At 42.0% G+C, this 18,431-nt stretch carries 17 protein-coding genes; all 17 read right to left on the minus strand.

The window, feature by feature from the left end; translation table 11 throughout:
- Nucleotides 1-41: 41 nt before the first annotated feature.
- The 17 genes from CL667_01780 to CL667_01860 all read right to left on the minus strand — a co-directional run bounded on the left by CL667_01780 (nucleotide 42) and on the right by CL667_01860 (nucleotide 18,365).
- Nucleotides 42-1,166 carry a hypothetical protein gene (locus CL667_01780; GenBank protein ID MAL16414.1) on the minus strand — a complete coding sequence of 375 codons (1,125 nt, stop codon included), beginning with the start codon at nucleotides 1,164-1,166 and terminating at the stop codon, nucleotides 42-44.
- Between the two features lie 191 nt (nucleotides 1,167-1,357).
- The gene (locus CL667_01785; protein MAL16415.1) at nucleotides 1,358-2,464 is read right to left on the minus strand and encodes an alkene reductase; all 1,107 of its coding nucleotides are present in this window, start codon (nucleotides 2,462-2,464) and stop codon (nucleotides 1,358-1,360) included.
- Nucleotides 2,465-2,698: 234 nt separating this feature from the next.
- Nucleotides 2,699-3,106 (minus strand): hypothetical protein, encoded by a 408-nt coding sequence (locus CL667_01790; protein ID MAL16416.1) that lies wholly within the window; start codon nucleotides 3,104-3,106, stop codon nucleotides 2,699-2,701.
- Complete coding sequence (locus tag CL667_01795; GenBank protein MAL16417.1) at nucleotides 3,103-4,047, minus strand: Zn-dependent exopeptidase M28; 945 nt, start codon at nucleotides 4,045-4,047, stop codon at nucleotides 3,103-3,105. The genes CL667_01790 and CL667_01795 overlap by 4 nt, the downstream gene beginning before the upstream one ends.
- Before the next feature lie 263 nt (nucleotides 4,048-4,310).
- A complete protein-coding gene (locus CL667_01800; GenBank protein MAL16418.1) occupies nucleotides 4,311-4,523 on the minus strand; it encodes a hypothetical protein in 213 nt (70 codons plus the stop codon).
- A gap of 79 nt (nucleotides 4,524-4,602) precedes the next feature.
- A complete protein-coding gene (locus CL667_01805; protein ID MAL16419.1) occupies nucleotides 4,603-5,229 on the minus strand; it encodes a Crp/Fnr family transcriptional regulator in 627 nt (208 codons plus the stop codon).
- Between the two features lie 53 nt (nucleotides 5,230-5,282).
- Nucleotides 5,283-5,720: a hypothetical protein gene (locus tag CL667_01810; GenBank protein MAL16420.1), complete on the minus strand. Its 438-nt coding sequence runs from the start codon at nucleotides 5,718-5,720 to the stop codon at nucleotides 5,283-5,285.
- A 123-nt stretch (nucleotides 5,721-5,843) separates the two neighbouring features.
- Nucleotides 5,844-6,338, minus strand: coding sequence for a hypothetical protein (locus CL667_01815; GenBank protein ID MAL16421.1), 495 nt, complete (start codon nucleotides 6,336-6,338; stop codon nucleotides 5,844-5,846).
- Nucleotides 6,339-6,559: 221 nt separating this feature from the next.
- Nucleotides 6,560-7,228, minus strand: a complete 669-nt coding sequence (locus CL667_01820; protein MAL16422.1) for a hypothetical protein — start codon at nucleotides 7,226-7,228, stop codon at nucleotides 6,560-6,562.
- Between the two features lie 313 nt (nucleotides 7,229-7,541).
- Nucleotides 7,542-7,928 carry a hypothetical protein gene (locus CL667_01825; protein MAL16423.1) on the minus strand — a complete coding sequence of 129 codons (387 nt, stop codon included), beginning with the start codon at nucleotides 7,926-7,928 and terminating at the stop codon, nucleotides 7,542-7,544.
- Nucleotides 7,929-8,048: 120 nt separating this feature from the next.
- Nucleotides 8,049-8,357: a hypothetical protein gene (locus tag CL667_01830; GenBank protein MAL16424.1), complete on the minus strand. Its 309-nt coding sequence runs from the start codon at nucleotides 8,355-8,357 to the stop codon at nucleotides 8,049-8,051.
- Between the two features lie 448 nt (nucleotides 8,358-8,805).
- The gene (locus CL667_01835; GenBank protein MAL16425.1) at nucleotides 8,806-12,294 is read right to left on the minus strand and encodes an amidohydrolase; all 3,489 of its coding nucleotides are present in this window, start codon (nucleotides 12,292-12,294) and stop codon (nucleotides 8,806-8,808) included.
- Nucleotides 12,295-12,390: 96 nt separating this feature from the next.
- Nucleotides 12,391-14,847, minus strand: a complete 2,457-nt coding sequence (locus tag CL667_01840; GenBank protein MAL16426.1) for a hypothetical protein — start codon at nucleotides 14,845-14,847, stop codon at nucleotides 12,391-12,393.
- A 25-nt stretch (nucleotides 14,848-14,872) separates the two neighbouring features.
- A complete protein-coding gene (locus tag CL667_01845; protein MAL16427.1) occupies nucleotides 14,873-15,910 on the minus strand; it encodes an LD-carboxypeptidase in 1,038 nt (345 codons plus the stop codon).
- Nucleotides 15,911-15,938: 28 nt separating this feature from the next.
- On the minus strand, nucleotides 15,939-16,523 hold the full coding sequence (gene nadD / locus CL667_01850; GenBank protein MAL16428.1) for a nicotinate (nicotinamide) nucleotide adenylyltransferase: 585 nt from the start codon (nucleotides 16,521-16,523) through the stop codon (nucleotides 15,939-15,941).
- Nucleotides 16,523-17,380: an outer membrane protein assembly factor BamD gene (locus CL667_01855; GenBank protein MAL16429.1), complete on the minus strand. Its 858-nt coding sequence runs from the start codon at nucleotides 17,378-17,380 to the stop codon at nucleotides 16,523-16,525. Before CL667_01855 ends, nadD begins: the two co-directional genes overlap by 1 nt.
- Nucleotides 17,370-18,365 (minus strand): hypothetical protein, encoded by a 996-nt coding sequence (locus CL667_01860; protein ID MAL16430.1) that lies wholly within the window; start codon nucleotides 18,363-18,365, stop codon nucleotides 17,370-17,372. The genes CL667_01855 and CL667_01860 overlap by 11 nt, the downstream gene beginning before the upstream one ends.
- Nucleotides 18,366-18,431: the final 66 nt, after the last annotated feature.

The raw sequence follows: 18,431 nt of genomic DNA on the forward strand, positions 1-18,431 counted from the left end.
GATAGCTTTTAAATCACCCTACACTTACGTAAATAACGTCGTTATTCATCATAGGATTTAAAACCTCCCAGGTGTTTTGCAGCTTCTTCCAAATCCATAATCAGGAAACCGAAGCCGGCACCGGGTTCAGTATTATCTTTTCCTATCTGAATGCTCATATATTTTCCATCATCTGATATTACTCCCTGATTAGCCTTGTATCCTCTATAATCAGTGAAATGGGTTAGTCTCTGCATTTCGCCTGAACCATCTAATTTCAACTTATACAAATCAATTAAAGGCCATGCTTTTTCCTCAGAATTTGCGTGTTCAACCAATGTGTGTAACCCGTCTGGGAAAATTCCTTCAGCTTCATCGTAGCAGCAAGGAGAGTTGGTCATGGCTTCGTATTCTCCGGTTTCAGTATCTACCATAAAAACATCGGTGTTATTTCCCTCATTAATCGTGTAAGCGGTAAATGTTACTTTTACATCCTCCGGTGGGACTATGCTTTGTGTTTCAAGGCTGGCATCACCCAGTGAAAAAGGCAATTGCTTAGAATCGAAGATCTCTCTTTGGTTGGACAACTGTGGCACACCATCTTCATACATTATTTCAGCCATATACAACTTCGCCCTGTTTTTCCACAGCTCGGGTAGTTGGCGATCCCGTATGGTCCAGGCTATTTTCATATTGTTTCTGGAAACAGCAGGACCTTCAGCACACATAGTGTTTAACGGTACCGGAGGCTTTTCACCACTTTTATCCATTACTGATAACCAAGTTATGTTACGAGCCCGATATCTCTCTTCTTCATCCGTTGGATCAAAGGGTTCATTAGGTCCGGCAAGTAAAATGTCGCCATTAGCCAGATACTTGGCGCGAGTAAAACCGTAGTGATTAAAGTGTAAAGTCTTTGGCCTTATAATTCCGGTTGACAGTTCTAATTCATACACTTCACCCATCGGCTTATCTAAAAACAGAATGAATTTGCCATCATGAGACCAATTTGGACGTTCTCCAAAGCCACTTACAAGTTTGATATAGGGTGGCAAATTGTCTTCTGGACTACCGATTAATGAACCCGGTTCTGTTGCGTTACTTTGCCCAAATACACTGAGCGGCTGTAGCAAGAGGGATAAAAAAAGGATGGGTAGCAGTCGAATAGTCTTTTTCATGGTTGTCATACAGTCGTGTTATTCTGAATAGTTGAGGGAAAATGAAGAAATCAGTTTTTATATCAAAGAAGGAATTACTCAATTAAAAAAAGCTCCCGAAGGAGCTCTTTTATTTATCGTAATTCATTAATGGTCATTTGCTTAAAACAAAATCCCATCAACGATTAACGATCATGCTATTCACGAATATCGAAAAAATACTAAGCTTCAACCTCTTCCAGTTTGGGGTAATCGGTGTAGCCTTTTGTACCGGGGGTATAGAAAGTATCTTCATCCCATTCGGCCAGGTCGGAATTTCCACGGAAGCGTTCTACCAAATCCGGATTGGAGATATACATCTTCGCAAAAGCAACCAGATCGGCATTGCCTTCTTCGATTACTTTATTTCCGCTTTCCTGATCAAAGCCGGCGTTAATCATAATGGTGCCATCATACATTGGGCGGTAACGTTTGGCTATTTCGGTCTCAGCATAAGGGATATCAGAAACATCGTTAAACGGTTCTGAGAGATGGATATAAGCCAGATCATAGTCGTTGAGCTTCTCGATCACATAATCAAAGGTTGGGATGGTTTCTTCATCCATTTCCATTCCAAAAATTCCGTGCAGCGAAGGATTGAAACGAGCGCCGATCTTCCCTTCCGGCACTTCTTCTTTCACGGCATCAAGGACCTCAAAAAAGAATCGGGCGCGGTTTTCAATACTGCCACCATATTCATCGGTTCGGTGATTGGAAGTGCCATTAAAGAACTGGTGGATCAGGTATCCATTGGAAGAGTGAATTTCTACTCCGTCAAATCCTGCTTCCATCGCGTTGCGGGCTCCCATCTGGAAGTCTTCGATAGTTTGTTCGATATCGGCTTTGGTCATTTCTTTGGGAGTGACCGTATCTTTGAAGCCTTCGGGTGTGTAGGACTTCTCCCCGGGATTTAAAGCGGACGGTGCGTGCGGCAGATCTCCGTCATGGAAATCAGGGTGTGAGATTCTTCCCACATGCCATAGTTGAAGAAAGATCTTCCCTCCTGCATTGTGCACACGTTCGGTTACCTCTTTCCACCCTTCCACTTGTTCCTGGGTATGAATTCCCGGCGTATTTATATATCCAATGGCTTTCTCTGAAATTTGAGAACCTTCTGAAATAATAAGTCCTGCAGAAGCACGCTGCTCATAATAGAGTCCCTGAAGCTCTCCTGTGGGTACATTGCCTTCGTTATCGGCTCGGCTTCGGGTCATAGGCGCCATCACGACCCGGTTATCCAATTCTAAATTATCTGATTTGAATGGCTTTAATAATGGTTGTTCACTCATGGGTGGTTTTCTCTTTTAAATATTCTTGAATTTTGTTCTCTGACCGAGTCTTTTTTATCAGTAATAATATTTTCGACTGCTCGGCATTGCTTAACCAACAGTTAGATGAGGTGAATCAATCCATGTAAATAAGGTTTGGCGTTTTATTTTGAGGCAGGAACAAACCTTAGATGACGTTAGCTCTACTGGTCTAAGCGTCAAGTGAATATGGATCTGATAAACGTGATGTTTAAACTATACAGAAAGAACTTTTTTCCTTTTTTGCCATAAATAGATGCCGGCAATTAGAAAAGCCACACTGAGAAGAATACTCGCTAGTCCCAATTGCCCGTCTACATGACCTTCCGGTACTGGCTTTACAAATAGATTCGCCATACTCAACAAAAGCCTTACCGTTGCCCAAAGGATGATTAAAACAGACCAGGAACCCACACTCCATTTAAAGACATTAGGCGATTTATTTAAACCAACCATCAGCAGGCATAGTATGATGATAATGAAGAGCAAGGGTACATAACTTCCAATCAGAGCATAATGGACTCCTTTGTAAACGAAGAAGAGCAATGTAATGCTCAGGATTAAGCTAAAAAGCTGGTTTTGGCGGAATACGTTGTATAATTGATTCACTAATTTTGTCATCATTTCACCAGTTTTTCAATGATATCTGCAACCAGATTTGAGCTGGACAATAAATAGTTAAAATCCACCGTCTCAAAGGTGTCATCCGGACTGTCTTTATAGGGAGTTGAATCACGGTGATAAAATAATTCTCCGGCTCCGATCACATCATAACCGGCAGGGACAAAAACATCGAAGTCGGTTGAGCTTACCTCGTATCCAACCGGATCAATGACTATTTCGCGAACAGGGATATTATGTGATACCGCTGTTTCCTTATAGATTGTTCGTAATGATTCAGTTGGCGAAAAAATCTCAATAGCTTTGTCCTGATCCTCATCCCAGCCAACCATATCGAAGCAATGTATGGAGTGTACATCCCACTGCTGTTGTTTGATATGTTCAAGAAAAGCTCGGCTGCCGATAAGTTCTTCCTCCTCCTGATCAAAAAAGACCACTAAAATATTCTTCTGCCTGGATTCCAGTTCTGTCATTTCCTTGACCACACTATAAATTAGAGCGATCCCCGTTGCATTATCAATGGCTCCGGGTGCATTTCTTTTCCCCGTATCATAATGAGCACCCAGGATGATATACTCATTACTGGGTTGGGTGGCTGGAAGAATACCGTACACATTGGTCCCTCGAAACGGGCCAAGAATTAAATCAATTGCAAAGTTGAGGTTTGGCGATATATAGTCTTGTTCCTGAGGCTCGATATTCAATTGCAAAAGCAACTCTTTTAAATACCTCCTTGTCAACTCCCGTTCTTCTTTGGACCATCGGCTGGCTATGGTTGTATTATCAGCCAAGACATATTCCCCCGATAAATGCCCAACAATCTGTTGCTGATATTCCGTTTTTTGAACCGCTAAATCTTCCGTCAAAAGGGGCTGAAAATTATCATTGCTTGAACAGGCAGATAAGGTCACAGTTATTGTGATAATTACAAGAAGTGTTCTCAACATTTATCCTCCTATTTCCCGGGTTCTGCCTTAATGTAAGAAATAAGAAATTCTATTCACTCTAATTCTTCCTATATGAGGCTTTCTGGACAAGAACTTTTAAGTCACCGCTTGGCTGAAGACTTAAAAGAGATTAGGTGGTTCACATAGATTAGCCCAAAGACTGAATGTATCTTCCCTAAAATTGGAAAACAAAAAGAGTGAGGGAAAGAACGGTTCAAACTTCTCCCCTCACATATATCGATAAGCTTTTGATAGCTTTTTTAGTTGGTTTCTTTTACCGGACAAGTTTTGATGCCAAAGGGAGCGTAAAGTGGACAAAAACTTATCAAACTTGTTAGGAGAAATATTCCAGCCAAGGCTAACATAATGATACCTACTGTTCCAGAAACTGTACCTGTGAAATATAACACTCCTGCTACAGCTGCAATGATTGTTCTGATTACTCGATCTGCTGTTCCCATATTCTTTTTCATAATTCTAAAGATTTATTAGATTTAAAATTTATTGTGGCACTAATATGCGAACACTTTAGCTACTATTCAGTGACTGCAGTCACCACTCGTCAATAATTTTTATACCAACTGAATTTTGTTCCACTTTGCCTTCAGTTTTCAGCTTACTTAACACTCTCGTTACCACTTCACGAGCCGTGCCTAATTCATTTGCAATCTGGCTATGACTCATCCTGATGGTTTTATCCTTGGTCAAAAGGGATTTCTTTTTGAGATGATCATAAACTCTCTTGTCCATATTGTCTACCAAAAGATGGCCGATGGTATTTAAAAGCTCTGTATATCTCAAATTAAACTGGTTGTAAAACAACTCGTTAAAATCCGGGTATTCTTTCAGCCACCCCGGTAAATATTGGACTGGTATTAAAAGGATTTTGGAGGCCTTTTCAGTAGTTGCAAATACTTGACTGGGGGTGTTTTTGAGAGCAGCATAAAAAGTCATAACACAACTTTGACTTGGCTCTATGTAGTACAACAGTAGCTCTTTCTCATTAAATCTTGAGTAAACCTTAACCAGTCCCTCAATGACTATTGGCAATACCTTTACATATTGTTCTTCCCTCAAAATTTCAGTGCCTTTTGGAAACTCTTTAACCGAAGACATTTCAAAAACTTCTTCCCGAAGTTCCGGTTTTAAAAATGAAAGAAAATTTTTATCGAACTCCATTCTACCCTATTACTCTAATTCTTCCTATATGAGACTTCCTCAAAACTTTTAAGTCACCGTTTGGCTGAAGCCTCATCTTTGACATTACTAAAATAATCTTTTTCTCTTAGGCTCTGGAATGTCTTTATAACAGAATAAAGGGTTGTCAAAAATGCCCAGACAAAAATAAAGATAAACCAACGCACTACTTGCGTGGTTCGCACTATAGCCTCGTTATATGTTTGCAGATAATTAAGGAGTTGTTCATTTGACTGTATCTCATTGACCGTTTCCGGAAAACCGAAAGTACCAAGCGAAGGGGTTGAGGGAAGCATAAACCATAAGACTACCAGCAGAAACCCCGTTGAGAAAATGTTAATCTTTAGCAGAGAAATGGCCTTTTCCAACTCATCTTCTTTTTTGCCTTCCCAAAACTTGAATCCAATGGTAAAAAGCAGGACAAAAATTATTGCGGATCCTAATATTGAATAGAAATCAGATTCGATAAACATTTATAGGAGTTTTGAATGGTTAACGTTTACAGGAAATGATATTAAGTAAATGGAGCCTCTACCCTTTTATGTGGGAATAAGCCGATGCCATGTGGAAGTCAGAGACTTCTTTTGATGTGCTTGTTATGCATTTACTGTGCAACCGTGTTTAAGCTCTTCTTGGCTGGGAACTTCAAACTTTGGTTCCATGAAGTTGAACATCATATCGGTTACCTCAAAAGCATACACAGATGGGTCTTTTTCTAAATTACGTTTTTTGATACGCTTTTTGCGAATATCCTTTGGTGCATCCAAGTAATGGATTTCAGCATTTATACCCAGTTCCTTAGCTCTGTTAACAAACACATCTCTTTGCTCTTTAGTAGTAAAGCCTAAATCTAAAACGACATTTCCATCAAGAACTAAAATTTGTTTACTTACTTCCCATATTTGTTCATAGCATCTGTTTACTCGCTCAATCATCCACGAGTAATCAAGTGAAACCATGTCTTCAGAGAATAACGTTTGCATCCATGGGTCTATAGAAAACCGAACTGCGCCGCTTTTCTTAGATAAAGATAATGAATAAGTCGTTTTACCAACCCCGGTTGGGCCGCAAACTAAAATTAATTTTGCCATATAAACTCGATTTCTCTTTTATGCATTACGACCCAGCGTTTAAACGGCGCGGAGTTTATGATTTATTTGAAGTAGCGAAATAAATTCCTGGCAATCAAGTTCCATCGTGAATGTAACCTCTGCCCTTTTACGTTGGGATAAGCCGATTGCCTGTATGGAAGTCGGAGACTTCCGGGGCGAGAACTTTTAAGTCTCCGCATCGCTTAAGCGATTTTTTAGAACTATCCATAGTGTTTTTTGCGGTGACAATTTGGACATAGTGCAACAACATTTTCTAATGTATCCTCTCCACCATCTGAAAGCGATTTGATGTGATGTACTTCGAGAAAAGGAGTTCCATCCGATGCTCGGTGAAATGGAGCAGGCTTCTTGCAGTTCTCACAAAATCCATCTGCTCGTTTTAATGCCTCAACAATAATGTCTGGATTGCGTCGATAGGTATAAGAATAAACTCGTTGTCTTTTTGGTCTTTTTTCCGCATTTGCTATGCGTTCATAGCGTGCTGCAGATGTATCTTTTCTGGATTTTGCTATTTCCGCAGTTTCGTCATCAATTAATGTTTTTATATTAATGATGCTCTCTCCGTTTTCCAGAAAGGCAATGATCGAACTGAAATCCTGACTATCAGTTCTAAGAACATCTATTGCTTTAGATTCCGGTATGTCTTGAAATATTCCACGAAAAGCGGCTTTCAATCCCAGAAAATGCAGAATGCCCATAGACTGATAGCCTTTGGATACATTTCGATCCAGTCCAAGGACATCTTCATCCAGTTGTCTATGGGTTTTGCTAAAGAAAAGCCATCCACGAATTACTTGTGCACGCAATTCGTCGCTGTAGGCATCAAATTCTCTGCTTCTATTGCTGGGGTCTAATTTCGGAATATTCATTTATGAGTTCTAACGGTCTGCGGTTTAACCGGCTTGGCTTTATTGGCTGGTAATGTAGTTAAAACTGGGAATTTCAATAAGCCAACAAATTTTGAATCGGCAAACAGCAGCCAAGTCCGCATTGAAACCGTTGCTATGCAAATATTTTACGAATTGCTATTAGAAGAATCTGAACTTGATTCGGATGATTGAGCTGAAGACTCTGGTCTTTTTAAACTTCCCAAATTATTTAGGCTTTTTTCTTCTTGTGATGGGCTATTCGATTGATTTGTGTTCTTTTTGGAATCATTGTTATCAGACATAATGATATGATTTAATTGATGTTTATTACTCCAATAATAATAGTAAAAAGTATTCCAATTGAGAAGAAAAGAACAGCCATATAATCAAAAAAACCAAGTACTTTATCGTTTTTTCTTGTCTCAGAAGAAAGAAGTTTTTCTATATATTTTGCATTTCGGCTGAAAATGACGATAACTGAAGCTATACACAGTGTAAAGGAGATAAATGCGATGTAATACAGCATTGAATGACAGGGAGCAATATTCTCTTTGAATTGAAGAAAAGTTACTAACAAGCCTACCCCTCCAGAGGATAAGGTCAATAATGCTTTATCCCTCTCCATCTTCGATTGTATCCAAGCATTTATTGATGCTGATCGAAAAACTTCGTCTTCTTTATCATTTTGATTTTTTCTCATCACTCTTATTTTTTTTTACTGTAACTTTTAAAGAATCATCTTTCTTTAACCTTCCTAATTTATTTAAACTCTCTTTTAGAATTTCTTTTCGGGTTATTTCTTTGCTCATAACTTTAAGAATTATTTTATAAATATTACGTCTGAAACTACATCTGTTGCTGCTACAGTTAATTGACAATTAAAATTACCCATCATATTAATTTCAGTTGCTTCAATCTCAGCCTTAACAACCTCAAATACTACTTGTGCATTTTCCCCACTTACAGACTTAAATAGCGTTGTACCATTATGAGTTTTGTCTGAAGAATAAGAAGATCCTAACAAACTGAAGCTATTTACTTCTTTCATTAAAGAAATTAACTTTTCCAGTTGCTCTTTGCTACAATTCTTTTCAGTAATGTGTAATATTACAGCATATGGTCTTGACATAATCTTCCTCTTTTTTGGGTTCTATTGGCAAAACAAAATATTATATGAACAAAGGCTTGGTTAGCAAACGGAAGATAAAATCCCGAAATCGCCCTTTAAACCCATTATTTGTTGTATTTAGGATGTTCTCCGTCTCGTAAGTTGGATAATATCAACGGATAACATCATTCTAACTCGTAACAAGATAACATCTTAACTCATTATTACAACTGTAATTAATCCCAAATTATTAAAAACTGTCCCACAGCTAATACCGAAAGCTTAAAGCTTTAAAAGAGAGCTATGTTTATTTCAAAATCCAGATTCCTGCCTTCGCAGGAATGACAATTGTGGTTGAGTTGTAGTGGCATAAAAAAAGCTCCCGAAGGAGCTTTTTTCGTTATTCATGAATCGTTATTCGGGTAAACCTGAATCCGAATAACGATTCACCATTTTTACCATTAACGAATCATTTTTCGCCCGGTAAGGTCATTTGGGATGGATTCGGGAATTCCCACTCATAAGGACCGGCTTTCACCTGCATTGGGTACAGCTGGTCGAGGGTATTACCATCATAGAGTCTTCCGTTTTTCATCACCATTTGTATGGTGTTGGTGTTTCGGAGATCATCCAGCGGGTTGGCGTTCAGAATAACCAAATCTGCCAGTTTACCGGATTCAATGGAACCGAGGTCACCGTCTAAGCCAATAGCGGTAGCACCGTCAATCGTGGCCACCTGAAGGGCATCGTGGTTATCCATCCCTCCTGCAGCAACCGACCATAGCTCCCAATGGAAACCTAAGCCCTGCAGCTGTCCGTGACTACCCACACCGGAAAGTCCGCCTGCTTCTTTCAGATCTTTCTGGAAAACGGCAAGCTTTTGAAAAACGTGCTCATCATCATGGAACCAGCCCGGACGTCGGCGTGACTTGGAAGCCAGCTCGGTGTACGGAGTAAAGGTTCTGAGCTTCTCATCAAAGAATGGGTTTTCGCGAGAGTAATAATAATTCTCAGCCCACGGTCCGCCATAAGAAACCAGTAAGGTTGGCGTCACTGCCATTTGCAGATCAGCCACCGTTGTTACCACATCACTGTAAATCGGGTAAATCGGCAGCGAATGCTCATGTCCGGGATAACCATCCAGAAGCTGAGTCATATTCAGTTTCCAGTCTAAGGCACCTTCGGTCGTTGGCATGATGCTTTGCTCTTTAGCCGCCATCAAAATCCACTGACGCTGCTGGCGATTCCCAGCCAGGTACATCTTAATGGTTTTGGTGTTGTAGTACTTGCTGTACTGCTTCATCACGTCCTGAGCATGCTCGAGGCTTTTGATATTGTACGCCCAGAAACCAAGTCCGGGTCCGGTAGAATACACGCGCGGACCTTCCATCATACCGGTTTCAACCATATCAGAATAGGTCAAAACATCGGTGGTAGCTGTTTGAGGATCACGGGTTGTGGTTACACCATAGGCAAGATTTGCGGCATAGCCCCAGAAGCGTTGCTTGTGAATGCCCCATGCAGCCCAAAGGTGAGCATGCGTATCAACGAAACCGGGAACAATGGTTTTGCCACTCATATCCATGGTTTCGGCACCACTTGGCGCTGAAAGGTTGGTTCCCACTTCAATAATGCGGTTGTTCTCAATCAGGATATCTCCGTTTTCAATCACCTCGTCACCATTCATAGTAATGATGCGTGCATTTTGAAGAAGAATGGTTCCTTCCGGAATGTCTCTGGTAACCACCACTTCGATGCTGAGTTCTTCCGGCATATAGCCTTTGTCCTCTTCCTTCTCTTCGTCTTCTTCATCCGATTCTTCCTCTGTCTCCTCTTCCGCATCACCGGAATCGTCATCAGAATCATCGTCTTTTTTCATTTTCTCTTCTTCCTTCTTCTTCTCAGCTTCGGCTTCCTTGGCGGCTTCTACGCTGTCAGCATAGGCTTCGGCATCATCCAGATCATAGATGAAATGTCCGTGGCCAATGGACCAGTGTACTTTTCCGGCATCATCAGACCACTGCGGGAATTGTCCACCAATGGTTGTCAGTTTTTTGGAAGGAAATGCTGCACTCGGCGCACTTGCAACGGATATTCTTGGCGTATCGCCACCTACTTTAGGGACGGTAACCACGTAAATATCGTTGTTGATAAGCGCCATAGCCTGATCTCCGCTCGGGGCCATCGTAATTAACCCGGCATTGGAAGGAGGATTATTTTCTTTCGCAGCTTCTTCAGGATGCAGCATATCCGGAGTCGGATAATTGGTGCCCATCTCATTAAAGCCTGCCGTAGTAATACCGGTTACACGAACGTACTCTTTCTCATCGGTTCCATCCCATCGGATAGAAAGCAAGGTTCCGTTTCCTCTGTTCATGTAGATTCGGTCATTGGACTTCACAAAGTGAGGATTACCTCGTCCACTGCTCTTAGCAATGAAGTTTGCATTTCCTCCATCCGGAGAAACCCATACGATATCTTCAGTAGATCCAAAGGCATTAGGCCCGATGGATTGGTCATAACTTCTGTTATCGCCCTTCAGAGCCACAATTCGGTTGCTGTTGTACGACCAGGCCGGATCACTGTACACACCCGGTTCGTTAGTGATTTTCTCAGCACGAACACGTCGGGCATTAGGATTTACTTTGTATAAAGCCCCGCCGTTTTCCATATCGTAGGTGGCATACACAATCCATTTTCCATCGGGAGACCAAACAGGCTGAGCTTCAATAAGGTCAGAGTCGGTCACTCGTTTAGGCTCACCATCCGGTAAGTTTTGGATGTATAATTTATTCAGAACGGTAAACGCCAGTTGCTCTCCATTCGGTGAAGGCACGGCATCCCGAATTTGTGTAGCAATCATTTCCTTGTTGTCATCCACCGGATATTTGAAGAAAACTTCAGGCCCAGCTTCGAGGTGAGCGTTTACTTCAAACGGAATTTCAGTAGCTTCTCCACTTGTGATGTTAATACTGTAAATGCTTCCACTGTAGTACGTTAATAAGTTCTTACTATCTGGTGTGAAGGTCATTCCGGGCAACACTCCCATCGTAGCAATGGATTCTTGATCGTCTCGTTGAACCGGATAAGCCAACCATCTTTCATCACCGGTTTCCATATCTCTAAGCACTAAGCCGGTCTTATCTTCATATCGGGAACCGTACACCATCCACTTCCCATCATCCGATAAAGTTGGAGTGAATGCTGATCCGTAGCGCGAGGTAATGGTTCTTCTGGAGCCATCCTCCCGATCGTAGCGAGCTATCTGATACTGTGGAAGCTGGGCATTGTAGTTCCATGCTCCATTTCGCTGTGAGAAATACACATAACGACCATCCGGTGAAACCGCAGGGTCAATAATCTTTAGGTTGGCAGGTTCGCCAATGAGAGCTGTTCCGCTGCCGCCTTCTTTGTGAATCATCCATAATTTTGGAGTCAATCCACCTTTAGAAGCAATGATATATTCACCGTCGGGAGTCCAGTCGGCATTGGTATAGCGGGTATTTCCGCCTTTGGTAACCTGTGTAATCTCAGACGTGTCGGCGACTTCCACATAGTATAAATCTTCTTCGCCGGAGGCATCAGAAGTAAATAAAACGTATTTGCCATCCGGGCTGTATCGTGGATGCGTATCAAACGCCATTCCATCGGTTAGTTGCTCCGCTTCTCCTCCACTTGCAGGGATTCGAAAAATGTCTCCCATCATATCAAAAACTATATGTTGTCCGTCCGGACTTATATCCAGCGACATCCAGGTTGCTTCCGTAGTCGAGAATTCAACAATGCGTCCCGGCTTCATCGGTAATTCGTTGTCAGCCTTTGGTATGGTCGTTGTATCCGTTTCAGTGGTGTCTTGCCTCATTTCATAAGCAGAAGCCGTAACACTCTGAATTGCAAACACTCCCATCATTAAACACAGTGGAATCTGAGCCCACTTCTTTAAAGTAAATGTAGTCATGTTATTAAGTGATTAGTTGTAGTTTAAAATCATCCCTACGGAATTAAAGCAAATTGTTACTCCCGTGTTTGAATAATTTTCTGAATATGGATTTGATCAGAATAGAATCACAAAACCGAAGGAGCTTCCGTATTCCCCGTAAAGCTTTCTACTGAATTCGGTGTAGAATACTCCAAAAATCTTTGATACAGCTATGCTGAGTTCAGCTTGCGTTTGAGACCCTGAATAAGGCAGCAGTGGCTCTAAGGTTTGTTTTTGATCAACAACTCCTACTGTAACAGCAGATGAAATTTGTATTCCGCTTTTCTGTATGAAGTTGATGGGAATACTTCGGGTTAAGGAACTGCCAAACTTGTAGCGAATCTGCAGCTCTGAGACCCGAAAGCCCAAAGGTTCTTTATAAACCACGGTATAAAACGGGCGGAACCGAACGTAATCATCTACAACAAAGCCATTGTAGGTAAACATACGCTGATTGGGCACTCCTGAATCCGAAGCCCCAATAATGATATCAGTTTGAACGGAATGTGAGGATAAAACCGGCCAGTAGAACTTCAGCCCAAGTCGATATCGGTCGTAATCAAAGTCACTGCCCCAGCTGTTGATTCCTTTTTCAAGAACCGCATCTGCCAGCCAGCCGAATTCACGGAGGTTGTAATCCCGCAAAAACTGGGTTCGTAAATACTGCCGGGTATCATGATGAAGGTGCAGGTACAATCCCTTTACATTCCCTTCCTGAGCGGGATAAGTAGCGTCGTTGTTCTGATATTCTTCCGGGGTCAGCCTATTCTTGTAGATGCTGAAATCAGATGTCGAGCTTAAGGAATTGTGAGATTCATCAAGATACAGCGCCCTTAGAAAGGACTCAGTGTCGAAGCGCAGTCTTAGTCCGGCTTCAAATCCTTCCCGTTCAAAAAAGTTATTTCCGGTCGTGCCGCTAAATAGTGCATACATGGTTTGGCGGGCTTCAAAGAAATCCAAAGGAGTTCGGTTGTATTCATAATCCTGATACTGACCTACCGTTGTTTTGTGGTAGCTTCCTTCGGGCGCTATGAAGTCATTGCCCAAAAAGTGATATCCACTTAATTCGTAACTCCAGGATTGATTCCCAAAGCCGTATCCACCAATGGCTCTGTAGTCATAATCCGGATGGACCGGAGTTCTGAGACCGATACCTACATAATTACCCTCTACCCTGTTGTATCGATAAAAATCACTGAAGTTGGTGATATAAAACCGCTCTAATTGATATGGAAGGCGGAAAAATGTACGCATGGCAGCCATCCCAAATTTAACGGAAGCCCGGTCTTCTTCGTAATCCTTGGCTTCTTCAAGCAGTTCTGTGTTGGTATTACTTTCCTTGTTGGCTAGAGTGTCCCAATACACATCCTTCCGTTTATGGGCATTTGCCTTAATGTCGATTGTTTTGAGTTCTACTTCCTGAGGTTCAATCCCCGAAATATTCACATCAAAGTTATTCCAGCTCCATTCGTCGTGATAATAAATGCGTTCTTTTGAAGTGAGGAACCGAATGATGGCCGACAGTTGGGTTCTTTCAGGAAGCCAGAAGTCGCCCTCTTTCTGATAGGTTTGCTGATACCGCAGGTTTGAAATGCTGTAAGCCCCCGTATTGGTATTCGAATATTCGTTGAGGGTCACGTCAATACCCAGAATCACCGATTGGTCTTCATCATACCAAACCTGTCCTCGAAATAGCGGACGGGTGTCTATCTTGGGCTCAAAATAAATCTCTATGGTACCGGGTGGCCAGGTGCTGTCGGCCTCCTCATCGTAGAGTTCATAAAATTTCCCGGCCTGATCCGAAATAGGTCCTATCACCGTTAGGTTTTCGGACATGATACTCAGCTTTATCTCATCAGAGTTTAAATTCAGCGGAGCTCCCCCGGTCGAAAAGAAGTCATATTCGCTAAAGAAGTTTTCACTGGCTCGGTTTGCCTCTATTGTTTCAGAATACCGTTCCGGAGAGGATAAATAGCGAATGGTTGATTTCCGTTCTGAGAAAGCAATCGGTTCTAACTCCTGATTTTCGGCATCTTCATACCTAAAATCCTTACCCACGTTACTTAGAATCGCTACTTTATAGACATCAGCTACATAAGAATTGAGGTTCGAATTCTGCTGATCTCTGATATTAGCCAGTTCCTGAACTTTCCGGGCCACGCGATTGGCGCTTACCGTTATATTCATGGATGCCATATCGGGCTTGAGATAGATATCCTGAGTTATCTCTTCGTTTTCCTTGATCTGAAATTCTAGTACTGTATCTCTGAAAGAAATGAAGCGATATCTGATTTTCACCAAGCCGGTATCAAGCTTTATGGAATATGAGCCATCACCTACCGAGTAAGTCCCCCGACTGGTTCCTTCTACAATCACATTGGCGTAAGGAAGGGTTTCCTCCGTTTCAGCATCATATATAATACCGGACAAGGTACCTTGCTGAGCTGAAACCTGAGCACCGGATAATAAGAGAAACAAGCTGCATGCTACTCTCAAGACCCATTTGTTAATTCCGTAGGATTGTACCTGCATCTACTCGCTTTATCTCTGTGCTTCTTTAACTAACGCCTGATTCAAGCATTTGAATAGTTTTCTTTTCTGAATCAATCATGGCCTTCATACCCATTGGTATCGTGATATTATTTTCTTCGTGGCTGATCATAGCCCCATAAAAAGCCGGGATGTTTAATGGCTTGATATGATCATCAAAAACCTGCTTTAACGATAGGCTATTTGAACCCGCATCGCAATCGGTACATTTACCGAATACGAATCCGTTGAGCTGATCCAGAATCCCCGCAAGCTTGAGTTGGGTAAACATACGATCAATACGATAAACACTCTCCCCGATGTCTTCCAAAAAGAGAATTGAATCTTCAAAAGAAGGTAAATAATCGGAGCCAATCATAGACACTAAAACAGATAAATTTCCGCCAAGCATTTTACCTTCAGCTTTACCCTCAGTGACTACAAATGTTTCGTCTAATTCATCAGGCACGGAAAATTCAGGAGTTTCCCCATTCCAAATGACTTGCTTAAATGCGCTCGTAGTAAAATCATTCCAGTCCGATTTGCCCACCGGCCCATGAAAAGTAATGAGGTCACTATGCTGATAAATAGCCATATGTAATGATGTGATATCACTAAATCCACAAAACACCTTTGGATTGTTTCGGATGACTTCATAATCAAGCAGTGGCAGAATTCGGTTACAACCCCATCCCCCGCGAATACACATAATGCCGTCAACCTCGGGGTCTTCAAACATATTCATCAAATCCCCGGCTCGCTGTTCATCCATTCCGGCAAGGTAGCCACGCTGACTCCAGACATGTTCACCCAGTTTCAGTTCAAAGCCAAGAGCTTTTAAATTCTCCAGCATTTCTTCAAAAACAGAAGATTGATAGATGGGGCTTGCCGGTGCTACTAATCCTAATGTATCACCCTTTTTGAGGGCTTTAGGCTTAATCTTATTGGGAATGGCTTGTGGGGAATGAACGTCAGCTTCAGCCTCACAACCTGTAATGCTAAAAGCTGCCCCTGTTAAAGAAACCAGCGCTGATGTTTTTAAAAAATCTTTTCGAGTAAAAGCCATTCGTTCTTTGATTTATGAATGGCAGTAGTTAGCTATATAACTGCTCTTTTTCAATGATTTTATGCACAGATTTTGGAACCAACCCCGCAATCGAATCTCCTTTTTGAATCTGCTCTTTAATGGATGAAGATGAAATCTCTAAAGGGGTATGACTCACAAAGTGAGTGCTCCTTAAAATTTGATCTTCCACCTCATCATGGCTTACTCCTGGACGTTTGGCAACTAAAAGATCACATTCTTCTAAAATCTCTGTGTAGTATTTCCAAGTATGAAAGTAAGCAAGGCTGTCTTCCCCCATGCAGTAGTAAAAAGTGGCATCGGGATATTCTCCCTTCAAATGCCGAATGGTCTGAACACTGTAGGATGGCTTAGGCAGTCGATTCTCGATCGTTTTTATGGAGAGGTTCGAAATTCCCTCAAAAGCAGTTTCTAAAAGCTGAAGCCGGGTATCATAAGGAGTCTGATTAACGTCCTGCTTATGCGGAGGAAATGGAGTGAGCAAAACCCAGAGTTCATCAATCAGTCCGGACTGTAGAAAAGACTCCGCAATGGAGAGGTGTCCGTTATGCACCGGGTCGAATGTTCCCCCGAATAAACCAATGCGCTGAGCCATTAGCCCTGACTTGATTCTGCGACTTCTTCAGGATTCTGAACATCGGCAAGCTTGCTAAGAGCTTCATCATGATAATCTTCTACTTCTTCACGAAACTTACTTTCCGGGAAGAGCTGCAGAAATTTCTCATAGGTCTCTATAGACTTCGTGTAACGCTCGGCTTGCTTACTGGCAACACTTCGGTCTGCGTAATCGATATAGTTCTTAATTTGGTCAACAAGTGCACGCTCAGCCCACTTAGATTCCGGATATTGATCAATAGTACGATCTAAATAAATAGCAGCGGCTTTGTATTGCTCGGTTCTGACATAAAACTGGGCAGCTTCGTAAGACTTACGTGCCAGTTTCTCTCTGAGTTCATCAATATAGCCGGCCGCTTCCTGCACCTTCTCAGAGTTTGGATATCGGTTATTAAAAAGCTGAAAACGCTCAATAGCACGGCGGGTTTGGGCTTGATCAAGATTATATCGCGGACTTAGATTCTTGTAGCAAATAGCTGCCTTGAATTCAACTTCAGGACGTCTTTGATCCTGCGGGTAATAGCTCACATACCGGTCAAATTCGGAAGCTGCAAGCAGATACTGGCGATCACGATAATAACTTTCTGCAAGATAATACTGAGCATCCTGTCCGTATTCTGTACCCCTGCCAACCCGGGTTACGGTATCAAAGGCACTGGCTGCATCTGTGTAGTTTTCCTGCTCAAAAAAGTACATCGCTTTCTCATAGGCTACCTCTACAGAATCACCCCTCTTTATGAGTCGGTCGTTCTTGCAAGCTGAAAATAGAAATAGGATACCAAATACTAATAAAAGTGTGTTCCGCATTGAATAAAGTTGTTGTGCTTTAATGATCACGATTCTGTAAGAAGATAAGAAGATTTTCAAGCTCTTGTTTGTAGTCTGAAGATTCAAATTTGTCGAGTAACTGGAATGCTTTTTTATAATGTTGTTCAACTTCCTGAGCCACATCTTTCAGGACATTTAATTCCTCCATAATCTCAAGAACACGATCTACATCCTGTTCTTTGGGAGTTTCATCATCCAGTGTTTCCCTTATTAAAGACGCCTGTTGGGCATCTGCACGTTCTAACGCAAGTATGGTGAGATATGTTTTCTTTCCTTCAAAAATATCTCCGCCTGGGCGTTTCCCAAACTTTTCGGGATCTGCTGTGGCATCCAGCAAGTCATCCTGAATCTGAAAAGCGATACCCATTTCATAACCAAGCTGTGCAAGCTCTTCTCTTTTTTGGGTAGATGCGTGCGCGGCAATAGCTCCCATTTCCAGAGCCCCGCTTAATAAAGCAGAGGTTTTACCGGCTATCATTTCGATGTATTCTTCATGCTTAACATCGGTCCGGTCTACAAATTCCATATCCAAAGCCTGGCCTTCACAAACGGTAATTACCGTACGGACAAACACATCGTGCAGGGCCGCAAACTCTTCTTTGGAGAATTCTTCTTCATGGCCGTAGAATCCCAGCTTTTGGTAAGCATCGGCAAACATCACATCACCGGAAAGAATAGCTACATTCTCATTCCACTTCTTAAACACGCTGGGTTCCCCTCTTCGAGTATCGGCGCTGTCCATAATGTCATCATGAACCAAAGTGAAATTATGCAGAATTTCGATGGCTAATGCAGCAGGGAGAGCTTTTTCGGGCTCACCTTTACACAGGCCACAAGATAAGAGGGTTAGTAAAGGGCGGATCCTTTTTCCCCCAACCGACATTGCATAACGATAAGGATCATACAGCGTTTCCGGCTTGGCAGGAAGTTCAAGGTCCTTCAGGTTCTGTTCAACCTGTTTCAGTAAGTCTTGGTATAAATTAGTGTTGCTCAAGGCTCTTTTTGGTAGATGAATAGCTCAAATATAAGGAAATGTTGGAATGAATTTAGACTCGAATCG

Origin of the sequence: Balneola sp. (genome assembly GCA_002694685.1) — a bacterium.
In the GTDB taxonomy this organism is placed as follows: Bacteria; Bacteroidota; Rhodothermia; order Balneolales; family Balneolaceae; genus Gracilimonas.

Bases quoted from the DNA above. Each gene is read 5' to 3' on its own strand.
- CL667_01780 (MAL16414.1), bottom strand. From the start codon at position 1,166: ATGACAACCATGAAAAAGACTATTCGACTGCTACCCATCCTTTTTTTA.
- CL667_01785 (MAL16415.1), bottom strand. From the start codon at position 2,464: ATGAGTGAACAACCATTATTAAAGCCATTCAAATCAGATAATTTAGAA.
- CL667_01790 (MAL16416.1), bottom strand. From the start codon at position 3,106: ATGATGACAAAATTAGTGAATCAATTATACAACGTATTCCGCCAAAAC.
- CL667_01800 (MAL16418.1), bottom strand. From the start codon at position 4,523: ATGAAAAAGAATATGGGAACAGCAGATCGAGTAATCAGAACAATCATT.
- CL667_01805 (MAL16419.1), bottom strand. From the start codon at position 5,229: ATGGAGTTCGATAAAAATTTTCTTTCATTTTTAAAACCGGAACTTCGG.
- CL667_01810 (MAL16420.1), bottom strand. From the start codon at position 5,720: ATGTTTATCGAATCTGATTTCTATTCAATATTAGGATCCGCAATAATT.
- CL667_01815 (MAL16421.1), bottom strand. From the start codon at position 6,338: ATGGCAAAATTAATTTTAGTTTGCGGCCCAACCGGGGTTGGTAAAACG.
- CL667_01820 (MAL16422.1), bottom strand. From the start codon at position 7,228: ATGAATATTCCGAAATTAGACCCCAGCAATAGAAGCAGAGAATTTGAT.
- CL667_01825 (MAL16423.1), bottom strand. From the start codon at position 7,928: ATGAGAAAAAATCAAAATGATAAAGAAGACGAAGTTTTTCGATCAGCA.
- CL667_01830 (MAL16424.1), bottom strand. From the start codon at position 8,357: ATGTCAAGACCATATGCTGTAATATTACACATTACTGAAAAGAATTGT.
- CL667_01835 (MAL16425.1), bottom strand. From the start codon at position 12,294: ATGACTACATTTACTTTAAAGAAGTGGGCTCAGATTCCACTGTGTTTA.
- CL667_01840 (MAL16426.1), bottom strand. From the start codon at position 14,847: ATGCAGGTACAATCCTACGGAATTAACAAATGGGTCTTGAGAGTAGCA.
- CL667_01845 (MAL16427.1), bottom strand. From the start codon at position 15,910: ATGGCTTTTACTCGAAAAGATTTTTTAAAAACATCAGCGCTGGTTTCT.
- nadD (MAL16428.1), bottom strand. From the start codon at position 16,523: ATGGCTCAGCGCATTGGTTTATTCGGGGGAACATTCGACCCGGTGCAT.